The following is a 22,368-nucleotide window of genomic DNA, read 5'->3' as shown; positions in this document are numbered from 1 at the left end:
CGCGACGCCGTGATGGCGCCGCGCGCCTGTGCGTTTTCCGGAGTTCCACCATGAAGCTTTCCTCCCGCAGCGCGGGCGCAATGACGCGCCTGTCTGTTTCCCTGTCGCTTGCCCTGGCCGCGCTGCCGCTGCAGGCCGCCGAGCGCGACGACGCGCGCACCCTCGATACCCTGGTGGTCACCGCCAGCGCCCCTTCGTCGCCACTGCACTGGGTCACCGACCCCCGCCTGCCGCGCCAGCCGGTGCCGGCCAGCGACGGTGCCGATTACCTCAAGACCGTGCCCGGCTTTGCCGCCATCCGCAATGGCGGCACCAACGGCGACCCGGTGCTGCGCGGCATGTTCGGTTCGCGCCTGAACATCGTCAGCAACGAAGGCAACCTGATCGGTGCCTGCCCCTCGCGCATGGACAATCCGCTGTCCTACATCGCCCCGGAAACCTTCGACCGCCTGACCATCATCAAGGGCCCGCAGAGCGTGCGCTGGGGCGCCGGCGCTTCCGCGGGCACGGTGCGCTTCGAGCGCGATACCCCGCGCTTCGACGCCCCGGGCATCGACCTGGATGCCAGCGCGCTGGTCGGCTCGCGCAACCGCAACGACCAGGTGCTTGACCTCACCGCCGGTGCCTCGCAGGGCTACGTGCGGGTCAACGGCAATCGTTCCGAAGCGGACGACTACAAGGACGGCAATGGCGACGTGGTGCCGTCGAAGTGGCGCAAGTGGAACAGCGATGTCGCCGTGGGCTGGACCCCGGATGCGGACACCGTGCTGGAGCTGTCCGCCGGCACCGGCGATGCCATCGCGCGTTATGCCGGGCGTGGCATGGATGGCGCCGCGTTCAAGCGCACCAGCTACGCCGCGCGCTTCGAGCGCGACAACCTGCCCGGTGCGTGGGACAAGCTGCAGGCCAACGTGTACTACAACGACGCCGACCACGTCATGGACAACTACACCCTGCGCGACCCGAACCCGGCCAGCAGCATGCCCATGCCGATGGCCTCGAATGTCGATCGCCGGACCACCGGCGGTCGCATCGCCTCCGAATGGCGCTGGCAGGACATCGCCATCGTCGCCGGCGTGGACGCGCTCGACAGCCGCCACCGCAGCCGCAACGGCATGGGCCGCAACACCTACCGGCTCACGCCATGGTCCACCGACGCACGCCAGAAGAACCAGGGCGTGTTCACCGAGATCACGCTTGGCGAAGGCACCGCGCAACGTTGGGTCAGCGGGCTGCGCATTGACCGCGCCGAAGTCACCGACCAACGCGCCACCACCGGCATGATGGCGATGCCGAACCCGACCGCCGGGCAGCGCCGCCGCGAAGACCTGGGCAGTGGCCTCCTGCGTTTCGAGCGGGACATCAGCAGCGCGCTGACCACCTACGCCGGTATCGGCCACAGCGAACGCATGCCCGATTACTGGGAGCTGTTCTCGCCGGACATGGGGCCGGCCGGCAGCGTCAATGCCTTCAGCGCAGTGCAGCCGGAAAAGACCACCCAGCTCGACATCGGCCTGCAGTACCGGGATGAGCGGGTCAACGCATGGGTGTCGGCGTACGCCGGGCGCCTCCAGGACTACATCCTGTTCACCTACCGCGACGGCGGCATGATGGGCAGCAGCACCCAGGCCAGCAACATCGATGCGCGCATTGCCGGCGCCGAAGCGGGTGCCGAGTTCGCGCTCGGCCAGGGCTGGAAACTCGGCGGCACCCTGGCCTACGCCTGGGGCGAAAACCGCACCGACGGCGGCGCACTGCCGCAGATGCCGCCGCTGGAAGCACGCCTGAGCGCAGGCTGGGAAGGCGCGCGCTGGAGTGCGGGCGCACTGGCCCGCGCAGTGACCCGCCAGAACCGCGTCGCGCCGGGGCAGGGCAACGTGGTCGCGCGTGACCTTGGCCCAAGCGCCGGCTTCGCCACGCTCGCGCTCAACGCCGGCTACCGCATCAGCGATGCACTCCAGCTCAGCGCAGGCGTGGACAACCTGTTCGACCGCGCCTACAGCGAGCACCTCAACCTCGCCGGCAGCGCCGATTTCGGCTTCCCCGCCGATCCGGTACGCATCAACGAGCCCGGCCGCACGGTCTGGATGAAGGTGAATTACCGGTACTGAGGTAAAACCGCGCGCGGCGGGTGTCGACGTTTGGTCGATACCCGCCCGTACCCGTGGAGACGCAATCCGACATGCGTTGACACATGCCGTTACATGCCCCGCAGGCCCCAGCACGAAAGGGGTTGCGCGTGTCACCGGGTGGTGTGAAGGTGCCGGTAAACGCTTGGCACATATGCCTGACGCAGGTCGTGGCTACACTTGCCGGTCGTGGAACATCAAGGGCTGTACTTCATGTCGGGACGCATCACCGCACGCATCATTGCCGGCCTCGGCCTGGTCATCCTGGCCGGGTGTGGCAGCAAGGACCAAGCCGCCCGCCGGCAGGCCGACGTCGTGCCGGTGACCACCCAGGTGGTGCAGACCTCCGCCTGGAGCGACACCCTGCAGGCACTGGGCACCGCCAAAGCCCGCGAGTCGGTGACCATCACCGCCAAGGTCAGCGAGATCATCGAAACCGTGCACTTCGACAGCGGCCAGCAGGTCTCCGCCGGTACGCCGCTGGTGACCCTGCGCGGCCAGGCCCAGGAAGCGGCCCTGCTGCAGGCCCAGGCCACCTTTGCCGAAGCCGACCAGCTGTACAAGCGCCAGCGCGAGCTGGCCGCCCAGCAGCTCGTCGCCAGCGCCACCCTCGACACCCAGCGCGCCATCCGCGATGCCGCCGAAGCCCGCGTGCGCGAAATGCAGTCCGACATCGGCGACCGCCGCGTGCGCGCCCCGTTTGCCGGCGTGCTCGGCATCCGCCAGGTCAGCGAAGGCTCGCTGGTCACCCCCACCACCGTCATCGCCACCCTCGACGACATCGAACGCATGCACGTCGATTTCCAGGTGCCCGAAGCCGAACTGGCCTCGCTGGCCAAGGGTGACAAGGTCAGCGCCACCAGCGTCGCCTACCCGGGCCGCACCTTCCAAGGCGACGTCGCCACCATCGATACCCGCGTCGATCCCGGCACCCGCGCCGTCACCGTGCGCGCCGACTTCATCAACGCCGACCACGCCCTGCGCCCGGGCATGCTGCTCGACGTGCGCATGTTCCGCCCCGAACGCCAGGCGCTGGTCATTCCCGAAATCGCCGTGGTCCAGGTCGGCCGCGACTCCTTCGTGTTCCGCGTCAAACCCGACCACGTGGTCGAGCGTGTCGACGTGGTCAGCGGCGCGCGCCGCTCCGGCGTCGTCGAAATCCGCGAAGGGCTCAAGGCCGGCGAGCGCATCGTCGTCGACGGCACCGGCAAGCTGCGTCCCGGCCTGAAGGTGAATGACACCGCCGCGCCGGCTGCAACGCCTGCACCTGCGCCCGCCACCCCGGCCGTCAGCCCGGCCGCGGAGAAGGCCACCGATCCGGCCCCGGCCGGCACCACCCGCGCCCCGACCGGCGCGACCGCTGCCGCTGCGCCCGTGGGCAACGCCGGATGAAGCTCTCCAACATCTCCATCCAACGGCCGGTGTTTGCCGTGGTGATGAGCCTGCTGCTGGTCGTGCTGGGCATCATGTCGTTCACCCGCCTGACCCTGCGCGAGCTGCCCGCGATCGACCCGCCCATCGTCTCGGTCTCGGTCGATTACACCGGCGCCTCGGCGGCCGTCATCGAAAGCCGCATCACCCAGGTGCTGGAAGATGCCCTGGCCGGCATCGAAGGCATCGACACCATCAACGCGCGCAGCTCCAACGGCCGCGCCCAGGTCAGCATCGAATTCACCTCCAACCGCGATATCGAAGCGGCCGCCAACGACGTGCGCGACGCCGTCAGCCGCGTCGCCGACCGCATGCCCGAAGAGGCGCGCCCGCCGGAAATCGCCAAGGTCGAGAGCGATGCCGACCCGATCATCTGGTTCAACATGACCTCCTCCAGCATGAACACGCTGGAGCTGAGCGACTACGCCGACCGCTACGTGGTCGACCGCTTCTCCAGCCTCGATGGCGTGGCCCAGGTCCGCATCGGCGGGCGCCAGCGCTATGCCATGCGCATCTGGCTCGACCGCGACCAGCTCGCCGCGCGCGGCCTGACCGTGGGCGATGTGGAAACCGCGCTGCGCAACGAAAACGTCGAACTGCCGGCCGGCCGCATCGAATCGGCCGACCGCGATTTCACCCTGCGCGTCGAGCGCAACTACGTAAAGCCCGAAGACTTCGCCACCATCCCGCTCGGCAAGGGCGCCGATGGGTACGTGGTGCGCATGGGCGACGTGGCCAAGATCGAACTGGCCTCCTCCGAACGCCGCGCGTATTACCGCAGCAACGGCGAACCCGGCATCGGCCTGGGCATCGTCAAGACCTCCACCGCCAACTCGCTGGACGTGGCGCGCACCGCGCGCGCCGAAGCCGAACGGGTCGGGCTGACCCTGCCCGAAGGCACCCACATCTTCGTGGCCTTCGACAACACCACCTTCATTGAAGCCGCCGTGGACCGCGTGTACGCCACGCTGGTGGAAGCCATGCTGCTGGTGCTGGCGGTGATCTGGCTGTTCCTGGGCAGTTTCCGCGCCGCGTTGATTCCAGCGGTGACCGTGCCGGTCTGCCTGGTGGCCGCCTTCATCGCCCTGTATGCGTTCGGCTTCTCGATCAACCTGCTGACCCTGCTCGCACTGGTGCTGTGTATCGGCCTGGTGGTGGACGATGCCATCGTCGTGGTCGAAAACGTGCAGCGCCGCATCGACCTGGGCGAGCCACCGCTGGTGGCTTCCAAGCGCGGCACCGCACAGGTGGCCTTCGCGGTCATCGCCACCACCGCCGTGCTGGTCGCCGTGTTCCTGCCGGTCGGTTTCCTGGAAGGCAACACCGGCCGCCTGTTCCGCGAACTGGCCGTGGCCCTGGCCGCCGCCGTGGCGCTCTCGGCGTTCGTATCGCTGACGCTCACCCCGATGATGGCCTCCAAGCTGCTCAAGCCGCACACCGGCCAGCCGCCGCGCGGCCTGCACGGGCTGATCAACCGCAACCTGGACCGCGTCTCGGCCGCCTACGGCCGCGTGCTCGACCAGCACGTCGGCAAGATCTGGATCTATGTCGCGGTGATGCTGCTGTCGCTGGCCGCCAGCGCCCTGCTGCTGAAACTGCTGCCCTCCGAGTTGGCCCCGGCCGAAGACCGTGGCTCGTTCCAGATCATGATCGACGGCCCGGAAGGCGCCGGCTACGACTACACCGTGGGCCAGGTGCAGGAAGTGGAAAAGATCGTGGCCGGCTACGTCGGCGCCGACAAGCCGATCGTGCGCGCCAACCCGCGCGTGCCCGGTGGATTCGGTGCAAGCGAGGAAATGCACACCGGCCGCATCAGCGTGTTCCTGCAGCCGTGGCGCGAGCGCGCCACCGCCACCCCGGAAGTGGCGGCCGAACTGCAGAAAGACCTCGATGGCATCCGTGGCGTGCGCGTGCGCACCCAGGTCGGTGGCGGACTGGTGCGCAGTGGCGGCCAGCCGTTCCAGATCGTGCTGGGCGGGCCCGAATACGCCGAAATCGCGCAGTGGCGCGACCGCATGCTCGAGCGCATGGCCGACAACCCCGGCCTGGTCGGCCCCGATTCGGATTACAAGGAAACCCGCCCGCAGATGCGGGTGAACATCGACCGCCAGCGTGCGGCCGACCTCGGCGTGTCGGTCACCGCGATCGGTTCGGCGCTGGAAACCATGATGGGCTCGCGCCGCGTCACCACCTTCGTCGACAACGGCGAGGAATACGACGTGCTGGTCCAGGCCGGCCGCGAAGGCCGCGCCTCGCCCGACGACCTCGCCGCCATCCGCGTGCGCGCCACCAATGGTGAGCTGGTGCCGCTGTCCAACCTGGTCACGCTCAGCGAAGTGGCCGAAGCGGGCAACCTCAACCGCTTCAACCGCCTGCGCGCGATCACCATCAGCGCCGGTCTCGCCCCGGGCTACCCGCTTGGCGAAGCCATTGCCTGGGCCCAGCAGACCGCACGCGAAGAACTGCCGCAGCACGCGCAGATCGACTGGAAGGGCGAATCGCGCGAATACCAGAACGCCGGCAGCGCGGTGCTGCTCACCTTCGCCATGGCCCTGCTGGTGGTGTACCTGGTGCTGGCCGCACAGTTCGAAAGCTTCATCCACCCGCTGGTGATCATGCTCACCGTGCCGCTGGGCGTGCTCGGCGCGCTGCTGGGCCTGTATGTCAGCGGGGGCACCATCAACCTGTTCAGCCAGATCGGCATCGTCATGCTGGTCGGTCTTGCCGCGAAGAACGGCATCCTGATCGTCGAGTTCGCCAACCAGCTGCGCGATGAAGGGCGCGATGTGCACCGCGCCATCGTCGAATCGGCCATGGTGCGCCTGCGCCCGATCCTGATGACCTCCATCGCCACCGTGGTCGGTGCGATCCCGCTGGTGGTGGCCGGTGGCCCCGGTTCGGCCAGCCGCGGCACCATCGGCATCGTGGTGATCTTCGGCGTCACCGTGTCCACCTTCCTGTCACTGTTCGTGGTCCCGGCGTTCTATTCGCTGCTGGCGCCGTACACGCGTTCGCCGGAAGCGGTGGCGCGAGAGCTCGAAAAGCAGGAAGCCGAAACGCCTTCGGTCGGTGGCCATGCCTGACCGGCCGCTGCGGCTGGAAGGCCCCGGATTCGTGCTGCGCCCCTGGCGCAGCGACGATCTGGAGGCGCTGCTGCGGCATGCCAACGATGAGGCGGTCTCGCGCGGGCTGCGCGACCGCTTCCCGTTCCCGTACACCCGGGACGACGGCGAGGCCTTCCTCGGCGGCCGGATCCTTGCCCCGGAAACGCTGAACCTGGCCATCGAGATCGACGGCGCCGCCTGCGGCAGCATCGGGGCCCAACCGGGCGTGGCCGAACGCGGGCACACCGCCGAGCTGGGCTACTGGCTGGGTCGCGCGTACTGGGGGCAGGGCTGGATGACTCGCGTGGTGGGCCTGTTCGCCCCCTGGGTGATGGACGAGCTGCACCTGTTCAGGCTGCAGGCCGAAGTGCTGGATTTCAACGAAGGCTCGGCCCGGGTGCTGCTCGGCAACGGGTTCCAGGAAGAGGGCACCGCCCGCTGTGCGGTCTTCAAGCGCGGCCAGCTGCACGACCTGCGGCGGTTTGCCAAGGTCCGCACCCCGTAAATCGGCCCTATCGGGCTGGCGCCCGATCGTGGAGAATCGACCCGGTCCCCTCCAGCCGACGGGACGTCCTTCATTTTCCGCCGACTGGAGAGAGCGCGTGGAAGCAGTAGTTGATTTCATCAATGGCATCATCTGGAGCAAGGCACTGATCTTCCTGTGCCTGGCTGCCGGCCTGTTCTTCAGCGTGCGCACCCGCTTCATGCAGCTGCGCGGCTTCTTCGAAATGTGCCGGCTAACCGTGCAGGGCGAAAAGTCCGAAGCCGGTGTGTCCTCGTTCCAGGCCCTGGCCATGTCCATGGCCGGCCGCATGGGCATCGGCAACATCGCCGGCGTGGCCACCGCCATCGCCTTCGGCGGTCCCGGTGCGATCTTCTGGATGTGGGTGATGGGCTTCCTCGGTGCCTCCACCTCGTATGTCGAGTGCACCCTGGCGCAGATCTACAAGACCAAGGATGCCGAAGGCCGCTACCGTGGCGGCCCGGCGTACTACATCGAAAAGGCCATGGGCCTGAAGTGGTACGCCATGGCCTTCGCCATGGCCACCATCATCGCCGCCGGCTTCCTGATGCCGGGCGTGCAGGCCAACGCGATTGCCGACAGCATCATCAATTCCTGCCGCGGCGGCGCCCTGTGCGGTCCGCTGGACGGCCAGTTCATGGGCATGGAATCAGTGCAGGCGTTCAAGCTCGGCATCGGCATCGTGGTCGCGCTGCTGCTGGGCGTGGTGATCTTCGGCGGCGTCAAGCGCATCGCCAACTTCGCCGAAGTGGTGGTGCCGTTCATGGCCGCCGGCTTCATCCTGATGGCCATCGTCATCATGATCCTCAACTATGATCGCGTGCCGGACATGTTCCGCACCGTGTTCAGCAGCGCCTTCGGCGCCCACGCCGCCTTCGGCGCGATGATGGGCCTGGCGGTGGAGTGGGGCGTCAAGCGCGGCATCTACGCCAACGAAGCCGGCCAGGGTACCGGGCCGCACGCGGCCGCCGCGTCGGAAGTCTCGCACCCGGCCAAGCAGGGTTACGTGCAGGCCTTCGCCATCTACTTCGACACCATGATGGTGTGCACCGCCACCGCCTTCCTGATCCTGGCGGCCGGCACCTACAACGTGTACTCGCCCACGCCGGGCGCCGAGCCGGTGTTCGCCGGCCTGGCCGGCGTGGCCGAAGGTGCGGGCTACGCCCAGGCCGCGGTGGAAACCGTGCTGCCGGGCTGGGGCTCTGGCTTCGTGGCCATCGCGATCTTCTTCTTCGCCTTCACCACCATCATGGCCTATTACTACATGGCCGAAACCAACCTCAGCTACCTCAACCACAACCGCAAGCGCCCGCTCACCGTGCTGGCGCTGCGCCTGGGCATCATCGGCATGGTGGTGTTCGGCGCCTTCCACAACGCCAAGATGGCGTGGGCGCTGGGCGACATCGGCGTGGGCCTGATGGCCTGGTTGAACATCATCGCGATCCTGATCGTGCAGAAACCGGCCCTGATCGCCCTGCGCGATTACGAGCGCCAGAAGAAGCTCGGCCTGGACCCGACTTTCGACCCCGATGCCCTGGGCATCAAGAACGCCGATTTCTGGCGACACCGCAAGCTGGAGCAGTCCCGTAGTGAATGACCCCTGGAAAAACGCCCGCCGCCCCTCCTCGCGACCGCCGCGGGCCACCCCGCTGCCGCCGCGTGACGGCGGCACCCCGCCACCGCCGGGGCGGGGCAACGACGAGCTGCGCCTGTACGGCTGGAATGCCGTGCAGGCCCTGTTCGAGCGCCGCCCGCAGGCACTGCGCAAGCTGTACCTGGCCGAGGCGCTGATTCCGCGCCTGCAGCCAATGCTGAAGTGGTGCGTGGCCAACCGCGTGGGCTACCGCGTGGTGGAAGAAGGCGACCTCAACAAGCTCGCCGCCACCACCCACCATGAAGGCGTAGTGGCCGACGTGCTGCGCGCGCCGATGCTGGAACTGGGCGAATGGCTGGCCGGCCTGCCGGCCGACACGCCGGCGCTGGCGCTGTGGCTCGATGGCGTGGGCAACCCGCACAATTTCGGCGCCATCCTGCGTTCGGCCGCGCACTTCGGCGTGGCCGGGCTGCTGTTGCCGCCCGATTCCACGCTGGCGTTGTCCGGTGCGGCCGCGCGCGTGGCAGAAGGCGGCGCCGAAGCGGTGCCGCTGGTGCGCCTGCCGGCACTGCCGCAGGCGATGCATGCACTGCGTGCCAGCGGCTTCGGCCTGGCGGCCACGCTGGTGGAAGGCGGCGCGGATCTGTTCAAGGCCACGCTGCCGGCGCGGCTGGTGTATGTGATGGGTGCCGAAGGCGAGGGCATGGACCGCGCGTTGGCACAGACCTGCGATATGCAGGTGTCCATTCCCGGCAGTGGTGCGGTGGAAAGCCTCAACGTGGCATCCGCCACTGCGGTGTTGCTGTCGCACTGGTATGCACAGCGGTAACTTCGGGTAACGCTTGCGCGCTGCCCTGCGTGATGTGATCGACTTCTCCAAAGAAGTCGTGCCTACGGTGGATTCGGATTTTTCGCATGGTGCGCGGCGTTCGTGCTGCGTCACAGTGCAACGCGGCGCCGTACTGTGTAGGTGAGGAGAGACACCCACCCAGTGCGGCGCCGTTGTCCGGATCACGGTCTGTTCCGTGGCGCTCACCGCGTGGGGTGTGACGAATCCCGGTAGCCCGGCCGCTTGGCCGGGTTTTTTTTATGCGCTTTCGCGACGCGCAGAGGCGGAGTGCGACATTTCGGGCCTGCGCATGGGCGCCTGCGACGTGTGCGCGCAGTGACGTTCCGGGCCACGCGTGATGGAAATCCGGAAGCGCGTTTCATGCGGAAAACCCGCTGGAAAATGGGGTTGGCGTGATAGGCATTTTCATGCGTGCGCCCGCGCACAGAACGCGAGATTCGCGTGATTTACCGATTTTTCCGAGATGACTTCCTGTGCAGATTGCCGGTGCGGCGGATTGGCCTGCCGCATCACTCTGTCACCAAGGAGGCATTCCATGACATTCGATGCGCTGCGTTCCCTGCGCCCGATTTCCTTCGCCCTGATCGCCGGCCTGCTGCCCGCTGCCGCACAGGCTGCCGAGCACCCGCTCGACGGCGTCAATTTCATGGGCCCGCTGATCACCCCCAACCCGGCCGGCATGCCCAAGGGCAACCTCTTCATCGAGCCGTACCTGGTCCGCATCGACAGCGACCGCTACTTCGACGGCGAAGGCCGCCGGCATGACAGCGACGGCCGCAGCGCCGCGTGGCTGACCGTGGTGCCGATCGCCTACGGCCTGGGCCAGCGCGTGACCGCGCAGGTCAACCTCAGCGCCTTGCGTGCCGAAACCGGCAGCGACCGCAGCCGTGGCTTCCGCGCCGGCGACACCACCGCCATGGTGCAGTACCTGCTGCAGGCGCCGAACGAAGACGGCACCCGCCCGGCCATTTCGGTCTCGCTGAGCCAGCGCTACGCCACCGGCAGCTATGACCGTATCGACGGCAACCCGCTCAACGCCCAGGGCGACGGCGTGCAGCGCACCACCTTCGGGCTGGGCATGCAGCAGGTGGTGTGGCTGCCCAATGGCCGCCCGCTGCGCTGGCGCGGCCAGCTCAGCGCCAGCCCGGCACCGGCGCGCGTGGCGATCAACGACCACAGCGTGTACGGCACCCCCGATGGCTTCCGCGGCAACATCGCACCGGGTTCGTTGATCGGCCTGTCCGCCGCCGGCGAGTACAGCTTCAACTCGAAGTGGGTAGGCGTGTTCGAGTTCGCGGTGAGCCGCCAGAGCGACCGCCACCTGAGCGGTTACGCGCCCGCTGCCGATGGCACCCTGCTGCGCATCGATGAGCGTCGCCCCGGCAGCCGAAACGTCACCCTCGCACCGGCGGTGCAGTACCACTTCAGTCCCAGCGTCGGGCTGATTGCCGGCGTGGAGTTCACCGTCGCGGGCCGCAACACCGGCAGCTACATCAACCCGCAGGTCGCCCTGGGCATGTTCTTCTGATGGGCCTCGATGACATCGTCGCCCGCCTGCTGGGCATCGTCTGGAGTCCGGCGCTGGTCGGGCTGTGCCTGCTGGTGGGCCTGTACTTCAGCGTGCGCACCCGCTTCATCCAGCTGCGCGGCCTGCCGGAGATGCTCAAACTGATGTTCCAGGGGCGCAGTTCGGCTGCGGGCGTGTCCTCGTTCCAGGCACTGAGCCTGTCGCTGTCCAGCCGTGTCGGCGTAGGCAACATCGCCGGCGTGGCGATGGCCATTGCCTACGGCGGGCCGGGGGCGATCTTCTGGATGTGGATCGTCGCTTTCCTCGGTGCCTCCAGCGCCTTCGTCGAATCCACCCTGGCGCAGATCTACAAGCAGCGCGACAGCAACGGCATGTACCGGGGTGGGCCGGCGTATTACATCGAGAAGGGCCTGGGCAAGCGCTGGTATGCGGTGTTGTTCGCGATCAGTACGGTGATCGGCTGCGGGCTGCTGCTGCCCGGTACGCAATCCAACGCGATGGTCAGTGCGCTCGATGAGGCATGGAGCGCGCCGGGCTGGATCACGGCGGCAGGCATCGGCACCGTGGTGGCCATGGTGATCTTCGGCGGCGTGCGCCGCATCGCGCAGGTCGCGCAGGTCATCGTGCCGTTCATGGCGTTGGGCTACCTGGTCGTGGCCGCAGTGGTGATGGCCCTGAACCTGGATGCGGTGCCGGAGATGTTCAGCATCATCCTGCGCAGTGCGTTCGGCCAGGACGCCGCGTTCGGCGCCATGATCGGCACGGCCATCCAGTGGGGCGTGCGCCGTGGCGTGATGTCCAACGAAGCCGGCATGGGCAGCGGTGCGCATCCGGCCGCAGCGGCGGAAGTCTCGCACCCGGTGAAGCAGGGGTTGGTGCAGGCCTGTTCGGTGTACATCGACACCATGGTGGTGTGCAGCGCCACCGCGTTCCTGATCCTCTCGGCGGGCACCTACAACGTGCATGACCCGGCCGCACCGGCGCAGTGGATCGTGGCCAACGTACCGGGGCTGGAAGCGGGGCCGCGTTTCGTGCAGCAGGCGGTGGAATCGGCACTGCCGGGCTTCGGGCGTTCGTTCATTGCCCTGGCGATCCTGCCGTTCGCCTTCACCACCATCCTGGCGCTGTACTACACGGCCGAAACCAACGTGGTGTACCTGCTGCGCAACCGCAACTCGCCATGGGTGATGGCGCTGTTCCGGCTGGGCTTCCTCGGCGCCATGCTGTATTCGGCGTTGAACAGCGCCACGGTGGCGTGGTCGCTGGGCGATATCGGCGTGGGCCTGATGACCTGGCTCAATATCATCGCGCTGCTGTTGCTGCAGAAACCGGCCCTGGCCGCACTACGCGATTACGAAGCCTCGCGCGGTGCCGGCAAGGATCCGGTGTACCGCCCCAACTACATCACCGTGCCAGAAAACTCGGTGTGGTTGCGGTAAGGGGGCTTGGAGCAGCGGACCCACGGTCCGCTGCTACCGGATGACGGCGTTTTCCCGCCGTCATTCGTTCGGCGGGGTGGTGGCCTTGGCTTCGCTGCCGAAATTGCCATCGGCTTCGGCCGCCAGGTAGGCAAACACCGTGTACGCCGCCACGTTCTGGGCCAGCGCTGCCGGCTCGATCTTGTCCAGCGTGTCGTCGGCGGTGTGGTGCAGGTTGAAGTAGTCGGTTCCGTCCTGCGCCAGCCACGCCCACGCGCCACCCTTGGCCGCCAGCGGGCCGATGTCCGGGCCCGGGCCACCCTTGTCCGGGACGTACTCGATGCCCAGCGGCTTGAGTACCTCGGCAATCTGGGCGGTCGCCTCGCGCGAGCCTTCCGGGTTCGGCGAACCGGTGTTGAACGCATAGATGCGGCCGGCACCGAAGTCGCTCTCGGCGGCCAACTGGTGCAGCACGATGTCCTTGGCATGCGCTTCGGCGTACGCCTTGCCACCGTACAGACCCTGTTCCTCGTTGGCGAAGGCCACCACGCGGATGGTGCGCTTGGGCGCCTGCTTGAGCTGGCCGATCAGATGCCCGGCGGCCATGGTCAGCGCCACGCCGGCGCCATCGTCGATCGCACCGGTGCCCAGGTCCCACGAATCCAGGTGGCCACCAATCACCACCACTTCCTTGGGCAGGCTGCGCCCGGTGATCTCACCGATCACGTTGTACGACGTGGCCGTGCCATCCCAGCCGCATTCCAGGCTGAGCTTCACCTTGGTCGGCCCCAGCGCGACCAGGCGCGCCAGCTGGTTGGCGTCGGGCACCGACAGCGCCGCCGACGGCACCGGGGTCAGGCCGTCGTCGAAGCGGGTGATGCCGGTATGCGGCACGCGGTGCGAATCGGTACCGGCCGAACGCATCACAAAGCCGACCGCACCCTTGCGGATCGCCTCGGACGGGCCCTTGCTGCGCACCGCGCCGCCCTTGCCGTAATCGCGACCATCGCGGTACGCGGTCATCTGGTAATCCACGAAGGCGATCTTGCCCTTGAGCGAGCCTTCCGGCGCGGCCTGCAGCGCGGCCAGGTCGGCGAAGCGCACCACCTCGGCCTCGACCGTGCCGCCCGGGCTGCCACCCAGCGCGGTGATGCTCAGCGGCTGCGCGTGCTTGCCCACCACCTGGGCGTGTTCACTGCGGCGTTCCCACTTCGGGAAGGTCACCGGCTCTTTCCACACCTTGTCGAAACCGAGGGCCTTGAACTTGGCTTCGGCCCAGGCCACGGCGCGGGCATCGGCCTCGCTGCCGGCGATGCGCGGGCCAATCTCGGTCGTCAGCGATTCGACCACCTTCCAGCCGGTGTCGTCCTTCAGGGCCTGCTCGCGCAGTTCAGCAGCAGTGGCCAGCGATTTCGGCGGCAGGGTGGTGGTGCCCGTCGCGGCGAAGGCCGGGGCGGCCAGCAGGGCGAGGGAAGATGCGATGGCAAGGACGCGGCGACGCATGGGACGGACTCCGGGGGAACAGGGCGGAAGCCCCCGAGCTTAGCAGCCTGCCTGCGCCGCACATGGGCGGTTGGTCATGGTTGGGCGGATGCTGTTTTCCAAATGCGAAAAACCCCGCCGAAGCGGGGTTTTCGTAGACCACCCGTTACTTCTTCAGGTTGTCGCGGATCTCGCGCAGCAGGAGCACTTCTTCGGCCGGTGCCGCCGGTGCGGCTTCCTTCTTGCGGGCCAGGCGGTTGATCACCTTGACCACCATGAAGATCGCGAACGCCACGATCAGGAACTGCACCAGCGTGTTGAGGAAATCGCCGTAGCCGATCACCACTGCCGGAATTTCCTGTCCGTCCGGCCCCAGCCGTGCCGGCGCCAGCGTCCACGCCAGTTCGGAGAAGTCCACCCGGCCAATGGCCCAGCCCAGCGGCGGCATGATGATCTTGTCCACCAGCGCGGTGACGATCTTGCCGAACGCAGCACCGATGACGACACCGACCGCCAGGTCGATGACGTTGCCACGCATGGCAAATTCCTTGAACTCAGTCAGCATTCCCATCGGGTTCTCCTGTTGCGGGGATTTCAAAGGACGACGCAGCCTAACCCAGCGCGTGTCGTCATCCGGCGATGATGCCGTGCCGCTCTGCCACGTTTTCCAGGCGCGCGCTGAAGCGATCGCCCGGCTTGAGTGCGGCCACGCCCGCCGGCGTGCCCATGAATACCAGGTCGCCCGCACGCAGTGCCCACAGCTTGGACAGCTCGTGCAGGATCTCCGGCACGTTCCAGATCATCTGGTCCAGCAGCGACTGCTGGCGCACTTCGCCATTGATTTCCAGCGACAGGTTGAGCGCGGCAAGATCGCCCACTTCACCGGCCGGCACCAGTTCGCTGACCGGCGCGGAATGATCGAAGCCCTTGGCCGAATCCCACGGGTGGCCCTTGGCCTTGGCCGCGGCCTGCAGGTCGCGGCGGGTCAGGTCCAGGCCCACGCCGTAGCCGAACACCAGCGCCTCGGCCTGGTCCACCGGCAGTTCGCCGGCGGGCGCATCACGGCCAATCGCCACCACCAGCTCCACCTCGTGGTGCAGGTCCTGGGTAGAAGGCGGGTAGGGGATCACATCGTCATGGCCAACCACGATCGCATCGGCCGGCTTGCTGAAGAACATCGGCCGGCCGCGGTCATCGGCGGCGGGCACGGCAGCGCCCATTTCCTTGGCATGGTCGGCGAAGTTACGCCCGACACAGTAGATGCGGCGCACCGGAAACGTGCCGCCACCGGCGACCGGAATGCGGGGTTGTTCGGGGGCCGGGATTACATCAGACATGCGCGCGTCCTGTGGAAAGGGGTCGCACGAGTGTAATCCCGACGTGGTGCCGACTGTAATCCCGGCGGTAGCGCCGACTGTCAGTCGGCAAACCGGGCAAACCCGGCGGACCCACTCAACGCGACAGCGGCAACGCCTGCTTGCGCACCACGCGGTACTCGCCTTCCACCACCTGCGGATCAGCCGCACGCGCGGCCTGCTTGCGCGAGGCCAGCAGCTTCCACGCCACGCCGGCAATGATCATCGCCGCGCCCACGAACACACCCACGAACACCAGGGCGGCCAGGATTGCCAAGCCCAACAGGCCCACCGCAACGCGCACCAACGGATGGCGCGGCTTGCGCGGCGCAAACAGGGAGCGGAACTGGTTGAACTGGAAGCGGTTGTACATGGCGGTTCTTTGGCTGAAGTCAGCGAGATGTCAGTATCCCGGCAGCGCTATGTCATTGAGTGAAAAACTCGTTAAACGGCGCCTGCGTTTATTTGAAATCAATGACTTGTGTTCATCGCGGAGCCAGCCAGATGACGGCGTGAGACAATCACGCACCCTGCTCTGGATCCTGTTTCCATGTCTGTTTCCGATGCTTCCGCCACTGCCCTGATCGCGCTGGAACGTATTGTCGACGGGGGATTTGCCGAGGTGGAGGGATGCATCGACGGCGACCACGAGTCGCTGGTGCTGTACCGCGAGGGCGACGATGTGCGCGGCTGGCTGAACATCTGCCCCCACGCCGGCCGCCGGCTGGATTGGGCGCCGGGCCAGTTCCTCAAGAGCAAGGCCGGCGACCTGGTCTGCGCCGCGCACGGCGCATCGTTCTCGCTGGCTGACGGCAGCTGCGTGGCCGGCCCCTGCAAGGGCGACCGCTTGCGCGCGGTTGCACTCGACGTGCGCGACGGCCAGGTGTTCCTCAGAACATCACGTTGATCATCGCCACCACCACAATGGTGTAGATCAACGACAACGGCGCGCCCACCCGCCACAGTTCGCGCGGGGTGTAGTTGGCCGGGCCGGTGATCATCGAAATCACCGGGTTCGACGCGGTCATCAGGTTGTTGGACGCCGACAGCGCCACGATCAGCGCGAACGCGGTCGGGCTGCCACCGGCCGCCAGGGCCAGGTTCACCGCAATGGGCACCATCACGATGGTCGCGCCCACGTGGCTGATCACCAGTGAAAACACCGTGGTCAGCAGCGCCAGCGCAATCTCCAGCACCCACACCGGAATGCCGGTGGGCAGGCGGTCGATGGTGTGCCCGGCCACCCAGGCCGCCGCGCCGCTGCTGTCCATGGCCCAGCCGAGCGGAATCAGCCCGGCCATCATGAACACCGTTTTCCAGTTGATCGAGGCGTACGCCTCGTCCATGCGCAGCACGCCGGTGAGCAGCATCCCGGCCACGCCGGTCATCAGGGTCAGCGCCACCGGCAGCTTGGAGGTCAGCGCGATCAGGATCGTGATGGCGAAGATCGACATGGCGATCTTGAACTTGTGCGGGCGCTGTTCGCCCTTCGGGTAATCGGTGACCACCACGAAGTCGCGGCTCTTGGCCGCCTGCGCCAGGTCGGTCCAGATGCTGTGGAACACCAGCATGTCGCCGGCGCGCAGCGGCACGTTGCGCACGTCCTCGCGGATCACCTGCTTGTCGCGGTTGATCGCCAGCAGGCTGATGCCGCGCTGCTTGCGCAGGCGCAGGTCCGAAGCGCTCTTGCCGATCACCTCGGACGTAGGCGGAATCACCGCCTCGGAAATGCCCGCGCGGCTGGGGTTGAACAGGTCGCCCAGGTGTTTCAACCGCGAAGACATCCGCAGGAACTGGTTCTGGGCGAAATCACCCACCTGCTGGCGGCTGCCCATCACGCCCAGCACGCTGCCCACCCAGATCCGCATTTCCGCCGGCGGTGCCAGCCGGGTATCGTTGCCGGTCTTGAGCGCCAGCATCAGCGGCGCATCGTGCAGGTTCTCTGCCTCGCCCAGGGTCATGCCCACCAGCGGGCTTTCGGCGCTGACCACCAGCTCGAACACATCGCCCTCGATCCCGTAGGTCTTGGCGAAGTAGCTTTCGGTGCGGGCCGGGGTGACGCCATCGTTGGCCAGCGTCTCTTCTTCCACCAGCTTGCGGTCGCCGAAGTAGCGGAAGTACAGCAGCGATGCGGCCAGCAGTGCCAGGCCGATCGGCAGCGGCGCGAACATGCGCAGCGGCTCGATCGTGGCAAGGCCCGAAGGCAGGTTGTTGTTCGCGGACGCCAACAGATCGTTGAGCAGGATCAGCGGCGAATTGCCCACCATCGTGAGCGCGCCACCCATCACGATCGCCGCGGCAATCGGCAGCAGCAGGCGCTGCAGGGTCAGCCCGGTGCGTGCCACCAGCCGCGAGGCCACCGGCAGGTACAGCGCCATCACCGACGGGTTCTGCATGAAGGACGAATTCAACCCGGCAATGGCCGTGGTCATCATCAACAATCGCGTCTCAACGCCATGCCCGCGCCGCAGCAGCCAGGCCGCCAGCCGGTTCAGCGCCCCGGTGCGGTCCAGGCCCGCACCGAGGATGGTGGTGGCGATGATGCTCATCACCGCGTTACCGGAGAAGCCGCCGAAGATTTCCTCCGGCGCGATCAGGCCGGTCACGCCCAGCACCACCAGCACCACCAGCGCCACCACGTCGGCGCGGATGCGCTCGAACAGGAACATCGCCATCGTGAAGCCGACCAGCCCCAGGACGAGCTTCATGTCGGTGGTCAGCGTCAGCGTGGTGTCCATGGGGTAACGCGGTTCCTTGGAAGGGGATCAGGTACGGTCGTACAGCAGGTCCCACACCCCGTGGCCAAGCTTCTGGCCGCGGGTTTCGAAGTGCGTCTGCGGCCGCCATTCCGGCCGCTCGACCTGGCCGCGCGGACCGGCGCGGTTGGTCAGCCCGGCGGTGGCGTCCAGCACCTCCCACATCTGCTCGGCGTAGTCTTCCCAATCGGTGGCGCAGTGCAGCCGGCCACCCACGCGCAGCTTGCGCACCAGCAGTTCGGCAAACGCCGGCTGGATCAGGCGGCGTTTGTTGTGGCGCTTCTTGTGCCACGGGTCCGGGAAATAGATGCGCACTTCATCCAGCGCGCCATCGGCGATTTCCTTTTCCAGTACCTCCACCGCATCGTGGTGGTACAGGCGCACGTGGTCGGCGTTGTCGTCGGCCAGTGCATTGAGCAGGCGGCCCACGCCGGGGGCGTGCACTTCCAGCCCGATGTAATCGCGGCTCGGATCCTGCTGCGCGGCAAAGCGCAGCGCGGCGCCGTTGCCGAAGCCGATTTCCAGCACCTTGCGCGCATCGCGGCCGAAGGTGGCATCCAGATCGCGCGGCTCGCCGGTGAAGTCCAGGCCGAAGCGCGGCCAGCGGTCATCGAACGCACGCTGCTGGGCCGGGGTGAAGCGGCCCTGGCGCAGCACGAAGCTGCGCACCTCGCGGCGGCCTTCGGTAACGGTGAAGGGCTTGGGCGGCGCCTTGGCGCCAGCGCTGTCGAAGGGATTGGTCATCAGCCGATCAACCCGTCCACCGGCGAAGATGCGCTCGCATAGCGCTTGCGCGGAATGCGCCCGGCCAGGAACGCTTCGCGCCCGGCTTCAACCGCCTTGCGCATCGCGCTGGCCATCAGCACCGGGTTGCGTGCGCCGGCAATGGCGGTGTTCATCAGCACGCCATCGCAGCCCAGCTCCATCGCAATGGCCGCGTCCGACGCAGTGCCCACGCCGGCATCGACGATGATCGGCACCTTGGCGCTTTCGATGATTTCCAGCAGGTTGTATTTGTTCTGGATGCCCAGGCCCGAGCCGATCGGCGCGGCCAGCGGCATCACCGCCACGCAGCCGATCTCTTCCAGGCGCTTGGCCAGGATCGGGTCATCGGAGGTGTAGACCATCACCTCGAAGCCGTCCTTGACCAGCGTTTCGGCGGCCTTGAGGGTCTGCACCACGTCCGGGTACAGCGTCTTCTGGTCGCCCAGCACTTCCAGCTTGGTCAGGTTGTGGCCATCGAGCAGTTCGCGCGCCAGCCGGCAGGTACGCACCGCATCTTCGGCGGTGTAGCAGCCGGCGGTGTTGGGCAGGATGGTGTAGCGGTCCGGCGGCAGCACGTCCAGCAGGTTCGGCTCGCCCGGGTTCTGCCCGATGTTCGTGCGGCGGATCGCCACGGTCACGATCTGGGCCCCGGCCGCCTCGGTGGCGATGCGGGTTTCATCCAGGTCCTTGAACTTGCCGGTCCCGGTCAGCAGCCGGGAAGCGTAGGTCTTGCCGGCGATCACCAGCGAATCGGGGGAAGAATGAGCAGTCATGCGAGGAATTATCGCCCAACCAGGCCATTCCTGTCCGGATCGTGCATGCACCGGTAGCGCCGACCGTTGGCCGGCCCGGGCGGTCGCACCGTCAGCCGCCGCCCAGCGCGTGCACGATCTCGACGAGGTCGCCTTCGCGCAGCGCGTGGGTCGCGTGCAGGCTGCGGGTCACGATCTCACCATTGACCTCCACCGCCACCCGGCGCTCGGTCAGGTGTTCGGCCTGCAGCAGGTCCAGGACGGTGGAATCTTGCGGAAGCTGGCGGGAGTCGCCGTTGAGCGTGAAGTTGACGAAGTTCATGACGGGATTGTCCCCCAAAGTCGTCGGTTCTGCGTACCCTTGCGCCCCCACCGATGCCCGTCCCGGCCTCTCCCCGTTGGTGTCTGCGTGCCCATGGCCCCGGCCATGCCGCAGCGCAGCGTGATGTCGCCGGGGTGCAGTGGAACCATGGCACCGTGCGCCGGCGTACGTCGGCCGTCATCACCCAAAAAGGAGTTTTTTCCATGCTGCTCAGCAAGCGTCCCCTGCGTTCCCTGATGGCCGTGGCCATCGCCCTGGCCGCTGTGCCGGCCATGGCGCAGTCGCCCTATTCGAAGACCATCTTCATCGGCGACAGCCTGACCGACCAGGGCTACTTCCGCCCGCTGCTGCCGGCCTCCGTGCAGCCGGTCACCGGCCAGTTCACCACCAACCCGGGTTGGGTGTGGGCGCAGTACGTGGCCGACTATTACGGCACCAACGCCACTGCCCACGGCAACGGCCAGGGCGGTGACAACTACGCCATTGGCGGCGCCCGCGTCGGCGTGGACAGCACCCAGACCCTGGCCCCGGGCACCCCGGCCATTCCGGTCTACTCGCTCAAGACCCAGACCGCGCAGTACCTGGCCGCCAACGGCGGCAAGGCCGACGCCAATGCCCTGTACACCGTGTGGGGCGGCGCCAATGACCTGTTCGCCATCCAGGCCGGCGCACCGCTGCAGGCCACCCTCGGCGCAGCCGTGACCGACCAGGTCGGCATCGTGGGCACCCTCAAGGCCGCCGGCGCGCAGTACATCGTCGTGCCGACCCTGCCCGACATCGGCCTGACCCCGGCCGCACGCGCCGGTGGCGCGGTGGGCATGGCGCAGGGCACCGCGCTGGCCAAGGCCTACAACGACGCGCTGTTCGGTGGCCTGAAGGCCGCCGGCCTGCAGGTCATCCCGGTGGATACCTTCCACATCCTGCAGGAAATCGTCGCCAGCCCGGGCACCTACGGCTTCGTCAACGTCACCAGCCCGGCCTGCACCACGGCCTCGTCGCTGACCTGCAACCCGACCGCCTACGTCAACCCGAACGCGGCCAACAACTACGTGTTCGCCGATGGCGTGCACCCGACCACCGCCACCCACCAGATGCTGGGTGAGTACACCCTGTCGATCCTGGAAGCCCCGCGCAACCAGCAGATCCTGACCCACAGCGCGCAGACCGTGGGCCGTGCACGCGCCGACCAGGTCAGCGGGCACCTCGACGGCCGTCCGGCCGATGGCCTGAGCTGGTGGGGCGGCCTGCGTGGCGACATGCAGCGCTACGACCACGCCGACCTGTACGACGGCCTGGCCCCGGCCGGCCTGTTCGGCATCGACTGGGCCCATGACGGCATGGTCGTCGGCGGCTTCGCCGGCTACGGCCGCATGGATGCCGACTTCGGCAACAGCAAGGGCGACTTCACCCAGTCCGACACCACCCTGGGCCTGTTCGCCGGCTGGTATGGCGAGAACACCTGGGTGACCGGCCAGGTCAGCTACAGCTGGCTGGACTACGACGTGACCCGCCGCGTGCAGCTGGGCCCGGCCGAGCGCACCCACACCGGTTCCCCGGAAGGCAGCAACCTCACCGCCGCCCTGAACGCCGGTTACGAGTTCGGCACCGAAGGCGGCTTCCGCCACGGCCCGGTGGCTGCGGTGATCTGGCAGCAGGTCAAGCTGGATGGCTACGAGGAATCCAACCCGAGCGCCACTGCGCTGGGCTACGCCAACCAGGACGCCGACTCCACCGTGGGCCGCATCGGCTGGCAGGCCCGCTTCGACGGCGGCAGCATCAAGCCGTACGCGCAGCTCACCTACGACCACGAGTTCGAAGACGGCAAGCAGGCCAGCGCCTGGCTGCAGACCATGCCGGACGTGGGCATGTACAAGGTGCCGGGCCTGGAGTTCGACAAGAACTACGCCACCGCTGTGCTGGGTGCGCGCATGAGCCTGTTCGGCCTGAACAGCAATGTCGGCATGAGCACCACCGCGGCACAGAAGCGGGCGCGCGACATCAGCCTGTTCGCCACCGTCAGCGGCAGCTTCTAAGCAGAAAAACCGGCGGTACACGGCACTGTGTCGTGTACACGCCGGTAGGGCACGACCGTTGGTCGTGCCGAAAGGCACCGGGCGGCGCATGCCGCCCGTTGCCTTTTTACCGCTTCGGCGCATAAACTTGCCGGCACCAAGCGGGTGTAGCTCAATGGTAGAGCTGTAGCTTCCCAAGCTACTGACGAGGGTTCGATTCCCTTCACCCGCTCCACGGTTTGCCCGGCAAACCATGGAGCGTGGCGGCATGCCACCAGATCCCCGCGCCTGTACGCCCGCCGTCGTGACGGGCGCCCTTCGGGCCGTTGCTGCGCAACGTTGGAAAT

The 22,368-nt window shown here is 67.5% G+C and carries 18 protein-coding genes and 1 tRNA gene; 11 read left to right on the top strand and 8 right to left on the bottom strand.

What is annotated here, in order from left to right; all coding sequences use genetic code 11:
* Positions 1-50 precede the first annotated feature (50 nt).
* From NMB40_RS13885 to NMB40_RS13850, 8 genes are all read left to right on the top strand, one after another.
* Positions 51-2,111 (top strand): TonB-dependent copper receptor, encoded by a 2,061-nt coding sequence (locus NMB40_RS13885; RefSeq protein ID WP_494358787.1) that lies wholly within the window; start codon positions 51-53, stop codon positions 2,109-2,111.
* A gap of 231 nt (positions 2,112-2,342) precedes the next feature.
* On the top strand, positions 2,343-3,521 hold the full coding sequence (locus tag NMB40_RS13880; protein ID WP_494358786.1) for an efflux RND transporter periplasmic adaptor subunit: 1,179 nt from the start codon (positions 2,343-2,345) through the stop codon (positions 3,519-3,521).
* Entirely contained in the window at positions 3,518-6,643 is a 3,126-nt protein-coding gene (locus tag NMB40_RS13875; protein ID WP_494358785.1) for an efflux RND transporter permease subunit, read from the top strand. The genes NMB40_RS13880 and NMB40_RS13875 overlap by 4 nt, the downstream gene beginning before the upstream one ends.
* Positions 6,636-7,169: a GNAT family N-acetyltransferase gene (locus NMB40_RS13870; protein WP_494358784.1), complete on the top strand. Its 534-nt coding sequence runs from the start codon at positions 6,636-6,638 to the stop codon at positions 7,167-7,169. The genes NMB40_RS13875 and NMB40_RS13870 overlap by 8 nt, the downstream gene beginning before the upstream one ends.
* A 97-nt stretch (positions 7,170-7,266) precedes the next feature.
* Positions 7,267-8,784 (top strand): alanine/glycine:cation symporter family protein, encoded by a 1,518-nt coding sequence (locus NMB40_RS13865; RefSeq protein WP_494358783.1) that lies wholly within the window; start codon positions 7,267-7,269, stop codon positions 8,782-8,784.
* A complete protein-coding gene (locus tag NMB40_RS13860) occupies positions 8,777-9,610 on the top strand; it encodes a TrmH family RNA methyltransferase (RefSeq protein ID WP_494358782.1) in 834 nt (277 codons plus the stop codon). Before NMB40_RS13865 ends, NMB40_RS13860 begins: the two co-directional genes overlap by 8 nt.
* Before the next feature lie 556 nt (positions 9,611-10,166).
* The gene (locus NMB40_RS13855; RefSeq protein WP_494358781.1) at positions 10,167-11,159 is read left to right on the top strand and encodes a hypothetical protein; all 993 of its coding nucleotides are present in this window, start codon (positions 10,167-10,169) and stop codon (positions 11,157-11,159) included.
* Positions 11,159-12,598: an alanine/glycine:cation symporter family protein gene (locus NMB40_RS13850; RefSeq protein ID WP_448143434.1), complete on the top strand. Its 1,440-nt coding sequence runs from the start codon at positions 11,159-11,161 to the stop codon at positions 12,596-12,598. Before NMB40_RS13855 ends, NMB40_RS13850 begins: the two co-directional genes overlap by 1 nt.
* Positions 12,599-12,658: 60 nt before the next feature.
* Here NMB40_RS13850 and NMB40_RS13845 read toward each other — a convergent pair whose 3' ends face one another.
* The 4 genes from NMB40_RS13845 to NMB40_RS13830 form a co-directional block, all read right to left on the bottom strand.
* On the bottom strand, positions 12,659-14,080 hold the full coding sequence (locus tag NMB40_RS13845) for a M20/M25/M40 family metallo-hydrolase (RefSeq protein ID WP_494358780.1): 1,422 nt from the start codon (positions 14,078-14,080) through the stop codon (positions 12,659-12,661).
* Between the two features lie 145 nt (positions 14,081-14,225).
* Complete coding sequence (gene mscL / locus NMB40_RS13840) at positions 14,226-14,630, bottom strand: large-conductance mechanosensitive channel protein MscL (protein ID WP_282247723.1); 405 nt, start codon at positions 14,628-14,630, stop codon at positions 14,226-14,228.
* Between the two features lie 58 nt (positions 14,631-14,688).
* The gene (locus tag NMB40_RS13835; RefSeq protein WP_282247724.1) at positions 14,689-15,396 is read right to left on the bottom strand and encodes a fumarylacetoacetate hydrolase family protein; all 708 of its coding nucleotides are present in this window, start codon (positions 15,394-15,396) and stop codon (positions 14,689-14,691) included.
* A gap of 115 nt (positions 15,397-15,511) precedes the next feature.
* Positions 15,512-15,787, bottom strand: a complete 276-nt coding sequence (locus NMB40_RS13830; protein WP_093533692.1) for a hypothetical protein — start codon at positions 15,785-15,787, stop codon at positions 15,512-15,514.
* A 177-nt stretch (positions 15,788-15,964) separates the two neighbouring features.
* Between NMB40_RS13830 and NMB40_RS13825 the strand changes: the two genes are divergently transcribed.
* On the top strand, positions 15,965-16,321 hold the full coding sequence (locus NMB40_RS13825; RefSeq protein WP_494358779.1) for a Rieske (2Fe-2S) protein: 357 nt from the start codon (positions 15,965-15,967) through the stop codon (positions 16,319-16,321).
* Here NMB40_RS13825 and NMB40_RS13820 read toward each other — a convergent pair.
* From NMB40_RS13820 to thiS, 4 genes are all read right to left on the bottom strand, one after another.
* Entirely contained in the window at positions 16,305-18,152 is a 1,848-nt protein-coding gene (locus NMB40_RS13820) for an SLC13 family permease (RefSeq protein WP_282247726.1), read from the bottom strand. The genes NMB40_RS13825 and NMB40_RS13820 overlap by 17 nt on opposite strands.
* A gap of 27 nt (positions 18,153-18,179) precedes the next feature.
* Positions 18,180-18,914, bottom strand: coding sequence for a tRNA (guanosine(46)-N7)-methyltransferase TrmB (trmB, locus tag NMB40_RS13815; RefSeq protein ID WP_093533695.1), 735 nt, complete (start codon positions 18,912-18,914; stop codon positions 18,180-18,182).
* Complete coding sequence (locus tag NMB40_RS13810; RefSeq protein ID WP_282247727.1) at positions 18,914-19,708, bottom strand: thiazole synthase; 795 nt, start codon at positions 19,706-19,708, stop codon at positions 18,914-18,916. The genes trmB and NMB40_RS13810 overlap by 1 nt, the downstream gene beginning before the upstream one ends.
* A 91-nt stretch (positions 19,709-19,799) precedes the next feature.
* Positions 19,800-20,009, bottom strand: coding sequence for a sulfur carrier protein ThiS (gene thiS / locus NMB40_RS13805; protein ID WP_448143431.1), 210 nt, complete (start codon positions 20,007-20,009; stop codon positions 19,800-19,802).
* Positions 20,010-20,212: 203 nt separating this feature from the next.
* Here thiS and NMB40_RS13800 point away from each other — a divergent pair, with 203 nt between their 5' ends.
* Entirely contained in the window at positions 20,213-22,042 is a 1,830-nt protein-coding gene (locus NMB40_RS13800; RefSeq protein WP_494358778.1) for an autotransporter outer membrane beta-barrel domain-containing protein, read from the top strand.
* 140 nt (positions 22,043-22,182) lie between these two features.
* Positions 22,183-22,256: transfer RNA gene (locus NMB40_RS13795), tRNA-Gly, on the top strand.
* Positions 22,257-22,368: the final 112 nt, after the last annotated feature.

The sequence above is a fragment of the Stenotrophomonas sp. FBCC-B152 genome, from assembly GCF_059134105.1.
This window is presented reverse-complemented; position numbering and strand designations above follow the sequence as displayed.